This is a genomic window from Streptomyces radicis (genome assembly GCF_003626575.1).
GTDB classification, from domain to species: domain Bacteria; phylum Actinomycetota; class Actinomycetes; order Streptomycetales; family Streptomycetaceae; genus Streptomyces; species Streptomyces radicis.
Genome location: NZ_RBDY01000020.1, coordinates 25045 through 44128, shown reverse-complemented (window position 1 = coordinate 44128; position 19084 = coordinate 25045). Strand labels below are relative to the sequence as shown.

Sequence of the window (19084 nt, the reverse complement as noted above, 5' to 3'; positions counted from 1 at the left end):
GTCGTCGGAATCAGCGCCCGCTCCCGGAACATGACAGGTAGGTCATGGAATCTCTCACCCAACTCCTGGGCTCTCGGGTGTCCGCGACCCCCGAGGCGACCGCCCTGATCGCCGACGGCGTACGGCTGAGCTACGCCGAGCTGGACCGGGCCGTCGACCTTGCCGCCGGTCGTCTCGCCGCGGCCGGAGTGCGCCCGGGCGACCTGACCGGAGTGATGGTCGAACGAGACGCGCGGACCATCGTCTGGCTGCTCGCGATCCTCAGGCAAGGCGCCGCCTACGTACCGCTCGACCCCGACTATCCGTCGGAGCGGACCCGGTTCATCGCCGAGGACGCGCGGCTCTCCTGCGTCGTCGGGGCGCGCGCCACCGCCGAACGCCTCGGGCTCTCGGGCCATCGCCTCATCGACCCGGCGACACCGGCGGCGGATCCCGTGTCCACCGTCGGCCGCGTGGCGGCGCCCGCGCCGTCCGCGGACAGCCCGGCCTATGTCATCTACACCAGCGGCTCGACGGGCAGGCCCAAGGGATGTGTGATCACGCACGGCAACGTGCTCGCGCTGTTGGAAGGAGCCCTGCCACTCTTCGCGTTCACGGCCGACGACCGGTGGGCGATCCTCCACTCCCTGTGCTTCGACTTCTCCGTCTGGGAGCTCTGGGGCGCGCTGGCGACCGGCGCGACCGCGGTCGTCGTACCACGGCACACCGCCATGCTCTCCACCGATCTCATCGACTTCCTGCGGGAGCAGCGGATCACCGTCCTGAACCAGGTGCCTTCGGTCTTCCGCTACACCGCCCAGGCCCACGCCGAGAGCGGTGGTCCTGAGCTCCCGCTGCGCTATGTCATCTTCGGCGGCGAGAGCGTGGACCTCGACGTCGTCAGGGACTTCGTCGCCGAGGCCGGACCGCGCGGCCCGCGGATGGTCAACATGTACGGAATCACCGAGAACACGGTGCACTCGACGTTCAAGGTGCTCGACGCCGAGACGCTTCGGTCGGGCTCCGTCGCCTCGCCCATCGGGCGACCGCTCCCGCACGTGGGCGCCCATGTGCTCACCCCCGAGCGGACGCCGGTGGCGGAGGGCGCGGCGGGTGAGCTGTGGCTGTCCGGTGCGAGCGTGTCCGTCGGCTATCTGCACCGTAACGACCTCACCAAGGAGCGGTTCGCCGAGCTACCCGTGGGACCGGCTGCCACGCCGGTCCGCTGCTATCGCACGGGGGACCTGGTGCGGCGGCTGCCCGGCGGTGAGCTGGCCTACCTGGACCGTGACGACGACCAGGTCAAGATCCGCGGCTTCCGGATCGAGCTGCGCGAGATCGAGACCGTCCTCGGCTCGCACCCCGGCGTGTTCAGCGCCGCCGTCTGCGTGTTGGACACCGCCCTGGGACCGGCGCTCGCCGCGTGCCTTGTGGCGGTGGACCCCTCTTCCGACCCCGACGCGCTCAGCCGGTCGGTCAAGGAGCTGCTGGCGGCCTCGTTCCCCGCCTATATGGTGCCTCGGACGTATCGGACCGTCGAACGGCTGCCCCTGACTCCCTCGGGAAAGCTCGACCGGGCCGCCGTGGCGGCGCTGTTCTCGCAGCGGAAGTCGGGACGGCGGGCAGGCTCCACGCGCGGCACGACGGCCGACGGATGACCGGGGACGCTCAATCGGAGCGGGGATGGTGACGCAGCCGGATCGTCAGGATGACAGATACGATCTCGCGCACTCCTCGTTCGACAAGATCCCGCATGTAGGAAGCTCTTTCCCCTGGATGCGACACAAGCAGCGTGTGTTCGGGAAATTTCCGTGAGCGTATGAAGTCGGCACCGACCGAGAAGGGGGAATTCGCGTTCTCCTGGCTCTCCATGTCGAATCTCTCCGGGTTCTCGATGGACCGCAGAAGCACATGCTCGAGGCTTTGATCCTCCGCCCCGACCTCGCAGTTCAGCCACACCTGGGCATGCCCCGCACGGGACAGCATTCCTTCGAGACCACGGCCTATGAAGTCGAACGCGACCGAGGGGTCGGGCGAATTGAACACAATGTGATCATAAAGCCTGTCCGCGCGGAAGGATTCCCACGAGCTCACCTCATATCGACCGGAGAGTCCATTTATGGCCGCATTCACCTGGGCGAACTCCACCGCCCTTTCATCCACATCGAATCCCGCCACACACTCGTAGTCGGACGCGAAGACGACCGACTGGCAGCCGCTCCCACACCCCACATCGAGAAATGACCGCGCGGCGGCGGGCTTCTTCAGGCCGGAGAGCAGCTCGACGGATGAAGCATGGGGAGGCATGCAGCCACTACTGCCATCATGAACGGTAAAACCGCCTGGCGCGTTCTCGAACAATTTATCCGAGATAAAATAATTCGACCTGAGCTCGACGAGTGCCACCGTGGCGCGCACCAGCGGCTCATCACCTGCGACCTGTTCGACAAGGCCGAGCCGCCAAAGCAGTGCCGCCAACTCCGGGTCGGTGCGGTCGAGATCCACCGCGGGCACATGGCCGCAGAACAAGAAGAGTCGCGCGATGACGGCGACAGGGGACTCACTTCGCTTCAGGGCACCCATGTAGAAAAGCGAATACCGGCCGACATCGGCGAGTACCGCCTCCGCGGGCTCCCGCACCTCAAGCACATTCCGGACCGCTTCAGTCGTGTAGCCATGCCTGCGGAGGAGGGTACCGAGCTTCCGCCACAGAAGGCCGCGCTCCCCCTCGACCTTGAAGTTCACCATTCTCTCCTCGAGAGGTTGGATGGCTCAGTGGGCTTCGATGACGCGACGTGCCGCCGCCAGGCCCTGTCGGACGGCCTGGTCCATGTTGATGTAGCTGTAGGTCGCGAGGCGCCCCGCGGCCACGAGCGGATTCCTCGGGTAGGCGGCGAGCTTCGCCTCGTAGGAGGCCTGAAGTGCCCTGTTGGTCCCGGCACTGTCGGGAACCGGGTAGTGCTTCGCCGACGCGCCCGGGTACTCGCGCATGACGACGGTCCCGGGAGTCGTGTGGAGCTTCTCCAGCGCCCACTTGGTCTCGATCGTCCTGGTCCATGGGACGGCCAGGTCGGGTTCGTTCATCACCATGGACGACTGGAAGAGGCTGACGTCCGGCATGAACTGGCTTTCCAGACGGACTCCCCGCCATTCCAGTGGCCCCAGTTCGCCGCTGAAGAAGTCGTCGAGCGCGGAGGTGATCACGACAGGCTCACCTGGCCGCGTCAGCTCGGTCAGGTCGGCGCAGGTGACCGGCTTCCCGAGATGAATCTCCGCGGGTTCGATGAGAGCTTCCACCAGGTCGGCATAGCCGCGCTCCGGCCATCCTTGATAGGGGTCCCGAAACAGACTTCGGTATCCGTCGTCACGGAGCTCGACCCGGTTGACCGCAACGGAAGCCGAGAGCTCATCGGGGGCTCGCCCCCACTGCTTCAGCGTGTAGTTGCGAACGCACAGGCCGTAGAGCGTGTCTCCCATGAGCGACCGGCAATAGGTCTCGAAATTGGTCGTGTCGGGCTCGGGCGGAAGCGAGGAGAGCTCCCGCTCCACCTCGGGCCACTCCTCGAGTTGAGGCAGTTCGCTCCTCTGGAGCGGCCAGCTCAGCTGATGGGAGCGCAGCCGCGTGGTGACGCGGTGTCGATAGGGAACGAAGTCGGTGAATTCGTTGACGAATTGCCATATCTCGCTATCAAACGTATGGAAGATATGCGCCCCGTGCGGCTCGTACGGTATTCCCCTGATCCACTCGGTCCGCACATGCCCACCGACCACATCGGCCTGTTCGTGGACACGGACATGGAAGCCCTGCCGCGCCAGCACCGACGCGGCCGTGGCACCGGTCAGACCGGCGCCGACAACGACACAGCTGTGGGGTGCCTTCACCTCCGACTCTCCCGTCTCATGGGGGTGCTACGCGCCTCATGACGCGGAGCACCGGCGACCGTGGCTCCGCGAGAGCTTACGCCGGGGGGCGGCGCCTGGCCTCGCCCGAGCCGTCGCGGACGCACAACCATGCGGGATAAACTGGGCAAATCACCGAGCCAATCACCAGTTACCCCCCATGGGTTGGGCGAAGCGGACAATGCGATGGTAGCCTCTGCTAAACGCATTCTGCATCACATTCGGCGACCGCTGTTCGGACACCCGATATCCACGCCCAGGCTGTTCGGAATCCGATCGGCAGGCCCAGATCAATCTCCGGTCGATATCAACAGTGAGAGCCACGAACTTCGTTCGCCGTGCCGGACGAACGTCCGCATGCCTGCGCGAGCCTGAGGGAGCCGTCGTCAATGCCCGACCAAGACACGAGCCTGCATGTGTCGCGACCTTCGCGACAGGCGCCTCCGAAGGAGGATCGGCGCGCGTTTGTGACCTTCCTCATGTTCAACGACAGCTACCTTCCAGGATGTCTGATGGCCGCGTACGGGCTCAAGCGTCAAGGCAGCCGCTCGGACCGTGTCTGTCTGGTCACCAAGGATGTCTCGGATCGCGCACGTGATGCCCTTCTGACTCTCTATGACAAGGTCCTCCCCGTTGACGAGATCCCCATCCCCGGCTACCAGGAATCACCCTCCTCAGCCTCCCAGCGGACCGGATCGGCGAGAGTGCAGGGCGCCGCACTGACCCGCTTCGCCTCTCTGCGCCTCGGGCCTGACGGAGATTTCGGCTGCTCGTACGAGAAGGTCGTCAACATTGACGCCGATCTCCTTCCACTCCGCGACTTCGAGCGGCTCTGGGACATTCCCGCACCCGCCGGAATCATCAACGAGCGCCGAGCCCATATGGCGGATATCGATGAACGGGGACAACTGGTCGAGCGGCCTGACGCGCTCAAGACCGGCACATGGGTGTGGCACGACGTGTACGCGGACATCTGCCCACCTGGCGCGCCGATCCCCCGGGAGATCACCGACCGGGTGGCCGTGGATGTCGAAAATTATGGTGTCAATGCGTCGTTGCTGATGGTCGAGCCGTCGATGTCGACCTACCGCAGGTTCATGGACTGGGTCGACCAAGGTGAGATCCGAGACCTTGTGCGGAATCGCTGGTCGTGGACCGACCAGCAAGCGGCAACGTTGTTCTGGTCCGGCCAGTGGACAAGCCTGGATCCGAGGTACTCGATTTTCTACGGCTACCCGACGATAGATGTGGCCCGCGGGCTGCACTACGCGGGGATCAAGCCGTGGTCATGGCGAAAGAAGGGTTTCGCGCGCCGGCTCGATCGCTTTCCCGACTATGCCCTCTGGGGTCGGCGATTCCTCGACATGCTCGACGAGCTGCCCCGGCTACGGGATATCGGAGGGCTCAAGCGGCTCGAGCGAGAGCTCGCCCAGCACTGCCCCCGGTGAGTCCGACGCCGTGAGCGCACGGTCGGTGCGGCGGTGACGCGGGGCCGGGGACCGAAGGCGGGCGGCTGGTCGCGCCAGGTGCCACACTCGGTGACGATTCCACAACTACCGCCGGAGAACCGGAAGTTCATGATCCAGAGGGCTTGACAATAGCTCACGCCGCTGCGAGTCTTTCCCAAAGATTCGCTACACGAGCGAGAAATTCTCCAGGATTGCAATGTCGCAAATGGCAGATTCGATGCGCGCGCGCTATGTGGTTTCCGGGATTGACGACGGATCGAACGGGTCCGCCGGGCTCGGGATCGCGCGCAGCATTCGCCTGTTCGAGCCTAATGCCTTGATCGTCGGAGTTGGCTATTCGGTAGTGCCAAGTGCTCTGCACTCGGAGATTCTCGATGAGATGCACTGCCTTCCGGACTGGGACGAGGTGCGCCTCGATACCTGGGTCGCCCAGCTGAAGGATCTGGCGAGCGACTCCTTTCTGATCCCGGGTCTCGCGCTCGAAGCCCGGCTTCTCGCACGGGAGCTGCCACCGAGCGCGCGGCTGCTCACCCCCGACGAGCACTGCGTCTCGCGTCTCGGAAGACCCGCGGAGCGGCTCTCGCGCCTGCTGGACATACCACTGCCTCCGTCGCTCGACGCGCACTCGGTCAACGAAGTCTCGAGGTTCTTGCGGCGACGCGAGCACGGGGCCTGGGTCAGGGGCGAGCTCGGCGGGTCCCAGTGGGTCGACAGGACACCGGCCGCGCTCCGCGCGGGGCAGCGGATCGAGGCAACGTGGGGTACCCGCTGGTACCTGGAGGAGCACATTCCCGGTCAGGCGTGTTCCATCGCGTTCGCCGCCCTCGACGGGGAGCTCGTCGACGCCGTGTTCATGTCGACGACGGAGGTCGCGAACGGCGGGACGACATGGTCGGGCGAGGTGACCGAGCTCTCGGGTGCCCTTCGCGACCGGTTGCGAACGAGCCTCTCCGAGCTGGGCTGGAACGGCGGCGGCGACGTCGAGCTGATCCGAACGGAGGGCGGTGAGCTGCGCCTGATCGCGGTCAAGCCGACGCTGCCGTCCTGGATCTACGGAGCGGCCGCCGCGGGCCTCAACGTCGTCGGGTCGCTCATCTCCGGATCCCCGGCCCGTACGGAGTCCCCTTCGAGCGCGGCTTTCACGCGGCTCGTCGTCGAGTCCGGAACGCCATCGGTGGGGGCAGGTCGGCTTCAGCGGGCGGGCGACTCGTCGCCGACCGGGAGCCGAGACCGGTCGGCGACGGTACCGGCGTTCGCCAAGCCCCGCTCCGTCACCGAGGAGCCGGAGGTCGACCACCCTCGGGACGATCAGGCCACTGAACGACTCGTCGAGGTGCTCGAGAAGGGTTCGTACGAAACGGGCGGCGGCAGTGGCTCGTTCGCCGTCGACACGAGTGACTTCGCACGACGGGTCGCGCGGATGCGCGAGACGCTCGGACCGCACACGGTGATCGGCTACAGCGTCAAGACCTTTCCCCACCCCGGACTGATGACGATCGCCGCGGCGTCGGGCCTCGTGGCCGAAGCCACGTCGCAGCACGAGCTCGACGCCGCGGTGCGTGCGGGGTTCGAGCGGCGGGACGCGATCCTGAACGGGCCCGCCAAGTGGTGGCCCACCCCCACGGCGGCCGTGTGCGGTGTCGCGTTCGCCGACTCGCTCGACGAGTTGCGGATGCTCGGCGACGTCGGCCACCGGCCCTTCCCACTCGAGCTGAAGACGGTCGGTGTGCGGCTCCATCCGAGCTTCGAGAGCCGGTTCGGGGTCGAGATGGACACCGCGGACGCGATCGACCAGGTGGCTCATCAGCTCACTCGGACGGCGACCCTGCTGGACGCGACGTGGGGCATTCACTTCCACCATGCCGAGGCCATCATCGGAAGTGCCGTGTGGCGCCGCGAAGTCGAGCGGCTCGCACGGATCACGCGGGTGTTGACCGACACGATCGGATCGCCGCCCGCGGTGGTCGACGTCGGTGGTGGCTGGCACGCCGAGGACTTCGAGGACTACTGCTCGTCGGTGGCACAGGCGCGTGAGCTCTTCCCGTCCATCCGCGACGGGGCGACGAGGCTTGTCACCGAGCCGGGCCGGGTGCTGACGCAGTATGCGGGCATCCGCTTCGCGACCGTGCTCGCTCGGCGTACCGACGCGTCGGAGTGCGATGTCGTGGTCGACATCGGTGACCCGGAGATGTCTCAGGCGATGACGTTCGATCGCCCGGTGGCCGTGCTCCTCGATGGCCGGTGGACTCCCCTGCGTCGGGGAACATCACGCGTGTTGGGCCGCACCTGCATGGAGAGCGACGTGCTCCTTTCGAACGTCGACACGACCGATCTGCGGATCGGCACAAAGATCGCGATCGGCTCGTGCGGGGCGTACGACTACTCGATGAGCTATGAGTTCGGACGGGGATCCGCCCATGGATGAGCCCCGGTGACCGGTCGAATGGTGCCCGACGCGCGGCGCCGGGTGAGCTTCTCGCAGGACCTCGCACGTCTCGCTCCGGCGACCGACATGGAGCGGGACGCGGTGCACGCCCTGTTGGCGGCGATTCGGGCGGGTGCCGACGAGGACGTGATCCACTCGGCGAAGCTGCGACTCAGGGACGCGTTGCTCCTCTCGACGTGGCAATCGCCGGTGAGGGGAAGCCGCCACGGGAGCGGGACGTTGCAGGGGCCCTCGTACCCCTCGCACTACGAACGTGAGACGCTCGACCCGGACGTTCTCGAGCGCCTGCTGTCGAATGACACGCGGGACGCGTTGCTCTTCAGGAGCGTCGGCTGTGCCCGCGAGGCCCACCGCTACGCCGCCGACTACATCGCCGCGAAGCAGCCGGCGAAACGAGATCGGCTGCCGATTCCCGAGATCGAGTCCCTCCGCGTACTCGATCAGGAGGTGGGCGTGCTGTGGCTCCCGGCCACCGGGGCGGACGTCCTTCAGCATCTCGCCGTCGACGCCCGCAAGCTCGGCGGTGCTCCGACGCTCATCCAGTTGACCTCCGGCTACCTCGACCTCGAACAGCTGCCGACCGCTTCGTCATGGTGTGTGGGCCAAGCGCCATCCGGCACCGCACCCGCGGACGTCCGGCCGGTCCGGCTCCGATCCGCCCGGGCGGCGTCCCAGGGTCGCCACAGCGTCGTCGAGGAATGCGAGCGTTCGCTGGCGGAGGCCCACCGCCCGTTCCTGGCCGGCATCGAACGAGTCGACTGCGTCGTCACGTCGAGCGGCATGTCCGCGCTCGGTTCGATTCTGCGGCAGGCGGAATTGACAGGCTCATCGGTGCTGGCCGGGCACAGTTGTTACCCCGAGAACGGCAAGCTGCTCAAGTATTTCTCGCATCGATGCGATGTCCGGCGCATCGAGGAGGAGCATCCACTGAACGGGGTCTTCCCCGGAGCGGCTCCCGACGGGCCTTCGGGAATGGTGTTGCTGTTGGAGCCGGTTTCCAACAGCGCCTCGACCGCCTATGTCTCGGAGTTCACCGACTGGGCGCCGAGCAAGGCCCGCGACCTCGCCGTGTGTGATGTGCCGTCGACGATTCGCAAGCTCGGGAAGGAATGCGGAAGTGGTCGGGGTCTCGTGGCTGTTGACGCGAGCGTCCCTGGTCCAGGGCCATGGCTGCGACTGGTCGCCGAATCGGCCAAGGAGTCCGGCGTGCAGGTCGTGGTCTGGTCGAGTCTTCAGAAGCACTTCATGGCCGGCGAGGACTGGTCCCCCGGTGGATATCTGCTCACCGTCGTGCCGGACGGATGCGACCCGCTGTTCTCGTCCACGGAGCTACGCCGCGCGGTGGACCTCGCCGGCGCGTACGAGCCCGCGCTGAGGCTCGTCACCCGGTCCGCCGACGGCGCCGCGGCTCGTGCCGAACGGTTGGGGCAGGCCGCGGCCTGGATCGCGACGGAGCTGGACAGACCAGCGTTGGAGGTCATCCACCCGGCGAGAGCCGATCACCCGGACCATCACGCCTGGGTCTCGCTCGGTCGCCCCGCGGTGCCCTTCGTACTGCTCCGGCTCGGCCCCGAACGGGCGGAGCGCGTCCGCAACGTCCTACGCGCCGGTTCGCCGGATCTCCCCGAGGTCGTTCAGCGGGGTAGCTTCGGCTTCTCGGAGCCAACCGTCACCGACATCTTTCCCGAGCAACCCGACGAGATCATGCGGGTCTCACCCGGGGACCCCGAGCTGGTCCCTCCGGCCTCGGTGCTTCGCGCCCTGCGAGTGGCGCTCGCCGCCGACGGAAGCGAGACCGATCCCTGGTAGGGGACACCCGGGCAAGGACGCCGCCGCGCCGTGCCACACGCCCGGCGGTACGCACCGCACGGGTGGCGGCTCAGGTCCCGCTCGACCACAGTCGGGCGTAGGTGCCCTCCCGGTCGATCAGCTCCTCGTGGGATCCGATCTCGACAATGCGTCCGTTCTCCACGACCGCGATGCGATCGGCGTCGCGGGCCGTGTGGAGCCGGTGTGCGATCGAGATCACGGTCCGCCCTTCCAGTACGGCCGCGAACGACTGCTCGAGCTCTCGAGCGGAGCTCGGATCCATCTGGGACGTCGCCTCGTCGAGGATCAGGACACTCGGGTCCGCCAAGTTCAGCCGGGCCAACGCGAGTTGCTGGACCTGCGCATCCGTCAGGTCCTCCCCGCCGACGCCCACCGTGGTGTCCAGCTTCTCGGGGAGGGCGTCCACCCAGCCATGCGCGCCGACGGCCTCGAGAGCGCCGAGGAGTGCGGCGTCATCGGCCCCGTCCCGGCCGTCCCGCGTGGCGTGCGAGGCGGCCAGCTCGAGGTTCTGCCGAAGGGTGCCCCCGAAGACGTACTGGTCCTGGCTGACCAGTACGACGTGCTCGCGCAGCTCGTGGTGCGGCAGCTCCCGCAGGGGGACGCCGCCGAGCGTGACGTCGCCGCCGCGCGGTGGATAGGTCCCGGACAGCAGCCGGGCGAGCGTCGACTTGCCGCTTCCGGTCGGTCCGACGACGGCGATCCGCTCGCCGGGGCGCACGGTGAGCTCGACTCCGTGCAGGACCTCGGGCCCGTCGTCGTACGCGAACCGGAGATCGCGGGCGGCGAGTTCGGTGGAGGTGATCGCGCCGTGCCCGGCGGGCTTCTTCACGGAGTGGGAGCCGTCCTGCTCGGACCGGTCCGCCACGCCGAGCAGCCGGGCCAGCGACGCGCCGGCTTGCTGGAGTGTCCCCACCCAGTCGAGCAACGTCTCGAGCGGGAACATCATCTGGAGGATGTACACCGTCGCCGCGGTCACCTGGGCCAGGCTGACCCAGCCCTCGGTGTAGGCATAGCCGCCGAGGAGCAGGGCGACGGCCAACGGCAGGGTGTAGAGGAACTCCTCCGTGGAGTACAGGACGGTACGAAGGTACAAGGTGTACCTCATCGCCCCGTACCCCGCCTCCGTGTCACGCTCCGCGCGGCGGACGCGGTGGGACTCCAGGCCGTAGGACTCGACCGTGGCCGAACCCTGGATGGTCGCGTCCAGTCCTTCGGTGATGCCGGAGGAGGCCGCGGCCTCGCGCAGGAAGCCGGCGCGCGCCCGGGCCAGGTACCACCGGAACCCCGCCATCAGCGGCGGCAGGATGATCAGCATGGCGAGCGAAAGCAACGGCGACACCAGCACGAGGGCGATGAAGCCGAGGACGATCCACACCAGCGCCTCGATGACCTGAGGCACCGCGAGCTGCATGGTGCGTCGCAGCATTTCCGAGTCCTGCGAGGCACGCGTCACCAGATCGCCGTCGTCGGACCGCTCGACGGAGGACAGCGGCAGTTCGAGCACGTCGTCGACGAACTTCTCGCGGATCTCGCCCTGCACCGTCGCGGCGAGTCGGCCCGCCGCCCGGAAGGCGACGCGGGTCAGGATCACCTGGAGCAGGATGAATCCGGTCAGCACGGCCACGACGACGGTCACATGGCCCGAGGTCGTACCGTCTCGCACGTCCTCGACCAGGGCGCCGAGGAGCCGGGGGCCGACCAGGCCGCTGCTCACGGCGATGGCGTACAGGGCCAGCACACCGGCCAGTTCTTTGCGGTGACGCCGCGCCGTCCGCCCGAGGAAACCTCGGACGAACCTCACATCGGCGACCGGGAGTGTACGAGCCTTCATTTCCTCACCCGCGGAACCTCGTCACGCCCCACCGATGTCCGGTAGGCCGAGTGACGTGCCAGTATGTCGTCGTGCGTCCCCGTGGCGACCACGCGGCCTTCCGCCACATACGCCACGTGGTGCGCTTGTTGGAGCAGGAGCGGACTGAGGGTGAACACGACCGTGCTCCGCCCGGCCGCGTGCGTCGCGTGGAACGCGGCGAGGTTCCCCGCGATGCGGTGCTCGGTGTACGCGTCGACCGCGTTGGTCGGCTCCACGAGCAGGGTGAAGTCGGCGTCCGCCAGCAGTGCCCTGGCGAGGCGCAGGCGTTGCAGCTGGCCGCCCGAGAAGGTTCTGCCGCGTCCCGTCATCGGGCTGTCGAGGCCGTCGGGAAGGGCGTCGACGATATCCGTCGCCGACGCGATCCGCAGGGCGGCACCGATGGCGGCCGTGTCGATCGTGCCGGACGGTGCGAGCTCCTCCCTCAGCGTCCCGGCGAAGAACCGGTCGCTGTTCAGGCCCAGCAGGATCCGTGACCGCACCACCGAGACCGGCAGCGACGCCAACGGCTCGCCGCCCAGCGTGGGTTCGCCGGAGTCCTCGAAGCGGGCCAGTCGCCGGGCGAGCTCGGCGGCGTCCGAGGGATCGGCGCAGGCGACCGCCATGAACGTCGACGGTGGCACGGACAGTCCCGAAGCGCTGTCGCCCAGGAGGGCCTCGCCCCGGGTCCACGGCACGGTACCGGCCGTCTCGTCCGGCGAACTCCCGGCCCGCGGCTTGACGTTCAGCAGCCGCGTCACCCGGCGGGCGGCCACCATCCCCCGAGTCACCTGGCTCATGCCCTCCATGAAGTCGGTGAGCGGCAAGGTGAGGAAGGTCGCAAAGCCGTAGAACGCGACGACCTCGCCGATCGTCAGGCGCTGGTCGAGCGCGAACTGAGCCGCCGAGTAGGTGACGACCACGGTGACCAGACCCGGCACGAGGACCCGCGCCGCCTCGAAGTCCGCCTCGGCGCGCGCCACTCCGACATCCGCCTCGCGCAGCCGTGCCGAGTCCGCGCGGAAGCGCGCGGCGAACTGCCGCTCGCCCCCCACTCCCTTGAGAACCCGCAGTCCCGAGGCGATGTCGATCGCGCGTCCCGCCAGTCGCCCCTGCAACGACCGGTACTCGTCCTGGTTCCGGTGCAGGGGACGCAGCAGCAGGCCGGTGAGTCCGCTGAGCACGGGGACGACCACGAGGACCAGGAGTCCGAGCGGGACCGAGATGATGAGCATGATCACGGTGACAGCCGTGATGGCCGCGACGGAACCCATGATCCGACCGGCGTAGAGCAGGCCGATCCCGATCGCGACGCCGTCCGACGTGCTGGTCGCGATCAGGTCGTCGGCGTCCCTCCGACGCGGGAGCGACGCGCCGAGCCGCGTGACATGCCGCGTCACCATGCGCGTGGTGAGGGAGGCCGACACCGTGCGTGTGATGATCGAGTGCCGGTAGAACGCGATGCCGGTGGCTGCCCTGATGAGGCCGAGCAGCAGGACGGCCATCGACCACCGGACCACCTCGCCGCTGTCGTTCTCGGCGATTCCCCTGTCGATCGCGAGGCCGACCATGAGCGGGAGCAGGGCCTGGCTGGTCATCCACACCGTGGACATGGCCGCACCCCAGAGCGTGGCGGCCTTCTGCTTGCCGACGAGCGCGAGCAAGAACCTGGCCGCCGACCGGTGGTCAAGTCCTTCTGGCCCGAGCGCGGGAATCCGTTGCATGATCGAGAGATCGATCCCTTTCGGTAGCCGAGCCTCGCCCTCATGAGCATCTGTCGGACGGCGGCGGCCATCGTACGACCGGCTGTCAGGCCCGGCAAAGTCGCTGAGACCGCGCACAGTTGAGGAACATCTTCGGGTCTGGCGGATCGGGGGCCGCCGCTACGCCCTTCCGTCGGCCCGCGTCGGCGTACCGACAAGCTCGGTCAACGCGGCGGCGAGGTCGAACAGCACCGGATGCCGCTCGATCACCGCGGCGTCCACCTCGGTGCCATGGGCCTGTGCCAGACCTGTCGCGATCCGCCGGGCGATGTGCGCGTTCCCGCCGAGCGCGTAGAAGTTGCCGTCCGGTGCCGCCGGTACGCCCAGATACCGCTCCCACAGCTTCGCGAGCGTCTCGAACACCACATCGTCCCAGGCCCAGGTGTCCTCGGGGGACCGCAGGGCGCTGTGGTCGGTCTTGCCGCTACTGGTCATGGGGATCTCGGGGACCAGGTAGATCCGGGTGGGCACCATGTAGGCCGGGATCCGATCGGCGAGTCCGCGGCGCAACGACACGACATCGCAGTGGGGATCGGCGACGAACGCCGCGAGGTACGGGCCCGCCACGCGATGCGTGTCCATCCGGACCGCGACGCGACCGTGGCCGAGCCGCTCGGCGAGTGCGGCCTCCACCTCGTCGAGCTCGACGCGGTTGCCGCGGATCTTCGCCTGGCGGTCCAGCCGCCCGGCGTGCACCAGCAGGCCGTCGGCCCTGCGTCGGACCACGTCACCTGTGGCATAGCACGACCCGCCGTCCAGGAAGCGCTCCGCGGTCAGATCCGGCCGCCCCACGTAGCCGAGGGCGAGGCCGGGGCCGCCGATCAGGAGCTCACCGACCTCCTCTCCACCGTCCGAGAGCGGCTGGATCCGCGTTGTCGCGCCGTTGACCGGCGATCCGATCGGCAGGTCAGGCTCCGGGTCGTCGGGGACCAGCGGAAGGCACGCGTGCGCCGTGGTGTAGATCGTGGCCTCGGTGGGCCCGTACAGGTTCCACACCTGTCGGACATGCGCGACCTGGGCCACGAGCGAGCGCCGCAGCCGCTCCCCGGCGAGCATCAGGACGGTGTCCTTCGGCAGCGCCAGCCCGTTCCTGAGGAGATGCTCAAGGACCGTCGGCGTGGTCTGCACGAAGACGTCGCGCCCCGGCGCCTCGAGCGACGCTCCCAGCTGGTTCGCCAGGATCTGTAGCTCGGGGACGATGACCAGTTCGCCGCCGACCGACCACGGGGCGAAGATCTCGAACACCGAGATGTCGAAGGCGAAGGAGGACAGGGCGACGAACACCGAGTCCTGACCCATCCCGATCAACGACGCCACCGACTCGACCAGTCCGCCCGCCGCGGCCGACCGGACCTCGACGCCCTTGGGCGTACCGGTCGATCCTGACGTGAAGATCACATAGGCGGCGCCCGGGTGCGGTCGGGGGCGTGGGGAGGACGGCTGCGCGCTCGGGGCCCGCAGCAGCTGGGGCGTCGTCAGGTCAAGGCGCGGCACGTCATCGGGCGTCTCGTGCGCGGTGTCGACCGCCACCACCGTCCGCGCCTGGGCGCCCCGCAGGACCGCCGCGCGCCGGGCGGCGGGCCAGCCGGGGTCGATCGGAACGTACGCGGCTCCGCTCCACAGGGCGGCCAGGATCGCCACCGGGCCGCCGGCCCGGCGCGCCGCCATGACCCCGACCCGGTGGCCCGGCTCGACCCCGGCGGCGGAGAGCCGGTCGGCCAGGTCCGCGGCCGCGGCGGCGGTCTCGGCGTAGGTCCACGAGCCGCCGCTGTCCCGGATCGCGACGCGATCCGGTGTGTCCTGTGCGGACTTCAGGAACATGGCTACGAGCCGATCGGGCTCACCGGGGTTCACCGCTGGCTCCTTCCATGGCGAGCGCGCCGGGTGAGAAACGTGTCCATGCGGTCGAGGGCGAGCGGGAGCGAGGTGCGGCCCAGGCCGATGCGGAAGCGGTTGTCGGTGGTGTCGAAGACGCTGTCCGGCAGCAGCAGGACGCTCTCCTCACGCACGAGATCGCTCACGAACTCGTGCGCCGGGGTGGGGAGCGTCAGCTTCGGGAAGGCGACCATTCCGGCGCGCGGCGGCTCCCAGGCGAAGGCGTCGGGGTGCTTCCCGAAGAACGAGTCGGCGTGCCCGAGGTTGTCGAGGATGATCCGCTTGCTGCGTTCGACCAGCTGGTCCCGAGCCCGGAGGGCGATGAGGGAGAGGATCTCCGCGGGCGCCGAGGCGCAGACCGTCGTGTAGTCCTTGAGGGTACGGGCCGCGGTCGTCAGAGCCGTGTTGCGCGTGGCCATCCAGCCGACGCGCAGCCCTGCCAGGGCGTACGCCTTCGACATGACCCCCACGCTGACGGCGTTCTCGTCCAGGTCGGCCGCGGCGGGGAGCGTCGCACCGGGCTCGAACTCCAGATGGCGGTAGACCTCGTCGGAGACGACGGTGACCCCCGCTTCGGCGCCCAGGGCGACCAGGGCCTCGAACTCCGCACGGCTCGGCAGCGCACCCGTCGGGTTGTGCGGGAAGTTGATGAACAGCGCACGGGTGGTGGGCCTGATGGCCCGGCGGACCGCGTCGAGGTCGAGCCGCCAGCCGTTCTCCGCGTCCAGCGGGACCGGGGTGAACTCGGCGCCGAGGGCCGGGACGATGCGGTGCAGGGGCTCGAAGGCGGGCCAGATGACAACGGCGTGGTCACCGGGGCCGATGAGGGCATGGCTGACGAGGAACAGCGCCTCGACCGCTCCGCCGCCGCAGACGGTGATGCCGTCGGCGTCGGTCTTCGTGTACTCGTCGGCGATCGCCTCGCGCAACAGCGGGTGCCCTGTGGTCTCGGTGTAGCCGAGCTCGAGTCCCTCCCACAGGGCGAGGGTCTCGGGATCGGCGAGGTCGAGCACCTCGCGCAGGGTGAGGCCGTCCACGTCCGAGGCGCAGGCCACGTACTCGACGGCGAACTCCCACTCCCCGAAGAAGCTCTCGATCTTGCAGGTCTTGGGTATCACAGCGGGTACGGCTCCTTTTCCTCGGCGCGGCGAGGGCGTCGGATCACACCGACGTCGCGGCGGGGCGGGTGCTCGGCCGACATGCGTCGATGTCCACGGGGTTGCCCATCGCCACGACGATCTTCCGCTCTCCTCGGAACGCGTCACGTCCATGGGCGGCCAGGATGTTGTCGACGAGCAGCAGATCGCCCACCTCCCACTGCTCACGCACGGTGGCGGCCTCGTAGGCGGCCTGGATGGTCCGAAGGTCTTCCCTGGTCAGCGGTTCGCCGTCGCCGAAGGCCGAGTTGAAGGGCAGTCCGTCGGGACCGAACTCGTCCAGGAGGGCTTCCCTGACCCGGTCGTCCAGGGCCCACTCGTTCCAGAAGGCCAGGTGGTTGAACCAGACCTCGGCCCCGGTGGACGGGTGCCGGATGACACCGGGGCGCAGCTGGCGGGTGCGGAGGTCACCGTCCTGCTGCCATGCGTAGGCGATGAGGTTGTCGTCGCAGTACCGCTCCACGTCCTTCTCGGACTCGGCCGAGAACGCGGTGCGCCAGTCGGTGGACACGATGTCGGAGTACGACCGCTTGAGCTGCCAGCCGACGGCCCGCATCCGGTCCACGAGGCGCGGCGGCAGATCGTTCAGGACCTTCCGGCAGTCGGCGACCGGCGTCGCCCCGCCGAACTCGGGAGCGACGAGGCAGCCGAAGAGCAGCAGGCCGGGGAAGCTGAGGGTGTAGCTGTTCTCGTTGTGCATGGCGATGGGTTGCGACGGCGGAAGGTCGGTGGACGAGAAGACCCCGTCCCCGTAGTCGCTGCGCGGAGTCGCCTTCTCCCGGTACCCGGCGCTCTGTGGGATGAGCACGTCGCGCACCCTGGCGAAATCGTCCACACCGCGCACGGGAAGGCCCCGGATGTACAGGGCTCCGTGTTCGTGGAGCGCGTCGAGGACGGCCGGACGGAGCGCGGTCAGCCGACGGCAGGCCTCGTCGATGTCCTTCGGACCGTCGATCCTTGTCGTGGCGGGCTTTCCTGATGTCACCTGCCAGACGAGCGCGCCTGTTCGTCCCTCTGCGTGGGTACTCATCGATCTTCCTCCCCTTTACGCGTGACTGAGGCCGGGATGGTGTCAACTCGGCGGCGGGACGGCCGGTCGCTCCCCGTCGCGGCGTGGTGTCCTCACCGCTGGTTGCCGAGGCGTCGGCGAGCGGTCGCCGCCGGACGGGTCGGGCGGATCGTCAGAGCCCGCCGCACGCCTGGCGGTCCACCTTGCCGTTGGCGTTGAGCGGCAACGCGTCGAGCTGGACGAATCGGTCGGGGAGCATGTGCACGGGCAGGTGGGGGCGCAGTCGGTCACGCAGGTCGGCGGGCGCGGTCACGATGCCGCTGTAGACGGCGGTGAGTCGCGGCTCGCCACCCGGTCCCGGCGCGGCGACGACCACCACGTGGTCGAGGCCTCCCCACCGGCGGATCGCGGACTCCACGTCGCCCAGCTCAAGACGTCGGCCCATGATCTTGACCTGTTGGTCGAGTCGGCCGATGTGGACGAGCTCACCGTCCTCGACCGCCACTCGGTCGCCGGTCCGGTACCACGCCCGCGCACCCGGCCCCGAGCCGGGGTCCGGTCCTGGGTCCGGTCCTTGGTCCGGTCCTGGCTCATGGAAGCGCCCGTCGTTGTCCGCCGGATCGAGGTAGCCGTCGAATCGCTGCGGCCCGCGGACCTGTAGCTCGCCGGTGTCCGGATCGATCCGTTGGTCGAGATGCGGGTAGACGCGGCCGATCGGGACCGTGCCGTTGGAGGACTTCGGCCACGCGGAGCGGTCGGCCGGGAGCCGGTAGGCCGTCACCGTGACGGAGAGCTCGGTGGGCCCGTACAGATTCTCCACCGTGCTCCCCGGCGCGGCCTCCGACCAGACCCGCGCCTGCTCGAGCGTCAACTGCTCGCCGGCGAAGAGGCTGTGGCGCAGGGTCGGCAGGCTGCCGGGGTCGAGGGAGCCGCTGTCGCGCACGAGCGAGACGATCGAGGGCACGGAGTACCAGTGGGTCAGGGCATGGTCGTTGACAAAGCCGACCGGGTCGACCAACTCGCCGCGTGAGGGCACCACCAGCGTCGCTCCGCCGCCCCAGGCGACGAACATGTCGAAGACCGAGGGGTCGAAGGTCAGGCCGAAGGTCTGGGACATCCGGCAGCCGGGCCCGACCTGGTATCGGTCCAGGTGGAAGCGGAGGAACGCATCCAGGTTCCGGTGCCGGATCGGCACCCCCTTCGGGACACCGGTGGACCCCGAGGTGAAGAGGATGTACGCGACCGCGTCCGCGCTGAGCGCGTCGTCGAGCGGGGCACCCGGGACGGCCGGAGCGGCTCGCAGGGCGCCCCGCACGTCGTCCTCGGCCACCGCGATCACCGGCACTCCGGTGCCGTCCGCGAACGAGGTGTCCCTGCCTTCGTCGGCCAACACGACGTCGAGCCGGGCGAGCTCGAGGATCTGGCGGTTCCTGTCGGCCGGGTAGTCCTCACTCAGCGGGACCACGGTGCCGCCGCCGCGCAGCACGCCGAGGTAGCCGGCGTAGGCGACCACGCTGCCCGCGGCCAGTAACCCGACCCTGACCGGCCGCGTCCCGGCCGCCGCGGCCACCAGGGCCGCCACCTTCCGTGAGACGGCGTCCAGTTGTGCGTAGCTCAGCCGTTGCCCGGCGACGACCAGCGCGTCCTGATCGGGGACGCGGCGGACGCTGTCGGTGAACCAAGAGTGCAGGGTCTTCACGGGCAAGGAATCACCCTCCCTCCGCGGGGTTCCCCCGCAGCGTGCCCGAGCGGCCGGCAGATGAAGAAGAGGCGGGTGGTGCAGGTGACGAGCATACAGACTCGTGAA

The 19084-nt window shown here is 68.8% G+C and carries 12 protein-coding genes; 4 read left to right on the top strand and 8 right to left on the bottom strand.

Translation table 11 applies throughout. The features are described 5' to 3' along the window. Positions 1-44: 44 nt before the first annotated feature. Complete coding sequence (locus D7318_RS22495) at positions 45-1637, top strand: amino acid adenylation domain-containing protein (RefSeq protein ID WP_120698992.1); 1593 nt, start codon at positions 45-47, stop codon at positions 1635-1637. A 10-nt stretch (positions 1638-1647) separates the two neighbouring features. Here the strand turns inward: D7318_RS22495 and D7318_RS22490 are convergent, their stop codons facing one another. Next, entirely contained in the window at positions 1648-2727 is a 1080-nt protein-coding gene (locus D7318_RS22490; protein WP_120698991.1) for a methyltransferase, read from the bottom strand. Positions 2728-2751: 24 nt separating this feature from the next. Then, positions 2752-3861 (bottom strand): UDP-galactopyranose mutase, encoded by a 1110-nt coding sequence (locus D7318_RS22485; RefSeq protein ID WP_120698990.1) that lies wholly within the window; start codon positions 3859-3861, stop codon positions 2752-2754. A 407-nt stretch (positions 3862-4268) separates the two neighbouring features. Between D7318_RS22485 and D7318_RS22480 the strand changes: the two genes are divergently transcribed. From D7318_RS22480 to D7318_RS22470, 3 genes are all read left to right on the top strand, one after another. Then, the gene (locus D7318_RS22480) at positions 4269-5327 is read left to right on the top strand and encodes a glycosyltransferase (protein ID WP_120698989.1); all 1059 of its coding nucleotides are present in this window, start codon (positions 4269-4271) and stop codon (positions 5325-5327) included. Positions 5328-5553: 226 nt separating this feature from the next. Further along, positions 5554-7773, top strand: a complete 2220-nt coding sequence (locus D7318_RS22475; protein ID WP_183091477.1) for a type III PLP-dependent enzyme domain-containing protein — start codon at positions 5554-5556, stop codon at positions 7771-7773. Positions 7774-7779: 6 nt separating this feature from the next. Next, positions 7780-9603 (top strand): hypothetical protein, encoded by a 1824-nt coding sequence (locus D7318_RS22470; RefSeq protein WP_147437777.1) that lies wholly within the window; start codon positions 7780-7782, stop codon positions 9601-9603. A gap of 70 nt (positions 9604-9673) precedes the next feature. Here D7318_RS22470 and D7318_RS22465 read toward each other — a convergent pair whose 3' ends face one another. From D7318_RS22465 to D7318_RS22440, 6 genes are all read right to left on the bottom strand, one after another. Next, a complete protein-coding gene (locus D7318_RS22465) occupies positions 9674-11425 on the bottom strand; it encodes an ABC transporter ATP-binding protein (protein ID WP_230423968.1) in 1752 nt (583 codons plus the stop codon). A gap of 26 nt (positions 11426-11451) precedes the next feature. Beyond that, entirely contained in the window at positions 11452-13197 is a 1746-nt protein-coding gene (locus tag D7318_RS22460; protein WP_120698985.1) for an ABC transporter transmembrane domain-containing protein, read from the bottom strand. A 159-nt stretch (positions 13198-13356) separates the two neighbouring features. After that, positions 13357-15090: a non-ribosomal peptide synthetase gene (locus D7318_RS22455; RefSeq protein WP_120698984.1), complete on the bottom strand. Its 1734-nt coding sequence runs from the start codon at positions 15088-15090 to the stop codon at positions 13357-13359. Then, positions 15087-16229 (bottom strand): aminotransferase class I/II-fold pyridoxal phosphate-dependent enzyme, encoded by a 1143-nt coding sequence (locus tag D7318_RS22450; protein WP_220729749.1) that lies wholly within the window; start codon positions 16227-16229, stop codon positions 15087-15089. Before D7318_RS22450 ends, D7318_RS22455 begins: the two co-directional genes overlap by 4 nt. 43 nt (positions 16230-16272) lie before the next feature. Then, entirely contained in the window at positions 16273-17298 is a 1026-nt protein-coding gene (locus tag D7318_RS22445) for a TauD/TfdA family dioxygenase (protein WP_120698982.1), read from the bottom strand. Between the two features lie 151 nt (positions 17299-17449). Next, positions 17450-18976 (bottom strand): AMP-binding protein, encoded by a 1527-nt coding sequence (locus tag D7318_RS22440; RefSeq protein WP_120698981.1) that lies wholly within the window; start codon positions 18974-18976, stop codon positions 17450-17452. Positions 18977-19084 lie beyond the last annotated feature (108 nt).

Excerpts from the sequence above, each read along its gene's own strand:
- D7318_RS22475 (WP_183091477.1), top strand. The coding sequence starts at position 5,554 with ATGGCAGATTCGATGCGCGCGCGCTATGTGGTTTCCGGGATTGACGAC.
- D7318_RS22490 (WP_120698991.1), bottom strand. The coding sequence starts at position 2,727 with ATGGTGAACTTCAAGGTCGAGGGGGAGCGCGGCCTTCTGTGGCGGAAG.
- D7318_RS22445 (WP_120698982.1), bottom strand. The coding sequence starts at position 17,298 with ATGAGTACCCACGCAGAGGGACGAACAGGCGCGCTCGTCTGGCAGGTG.
- D7318_RS22460 (WP_120698985.1), bottom strand. The coding sequence starts at position 13,197 with ATGCAACGGATTCCCGCGCTCGGGCCAGAAGGACTTGACCACCGGTCG.
- D7318_RS22480 (WP_120698989.1), top strand. The coding sequence starts at position 4,269 with ATGCCCGACCAAGACACGAGCCTGCATGTGTCGCGACCTTCGCGACAG.
- D7318_RS22495 (WP_120698992.1), top strand. The coding sequence starts at position 45 with ATGGAATCTCTCACCCAACTCCTGGGCTCTCGGGTGTCCGCGACCCCC.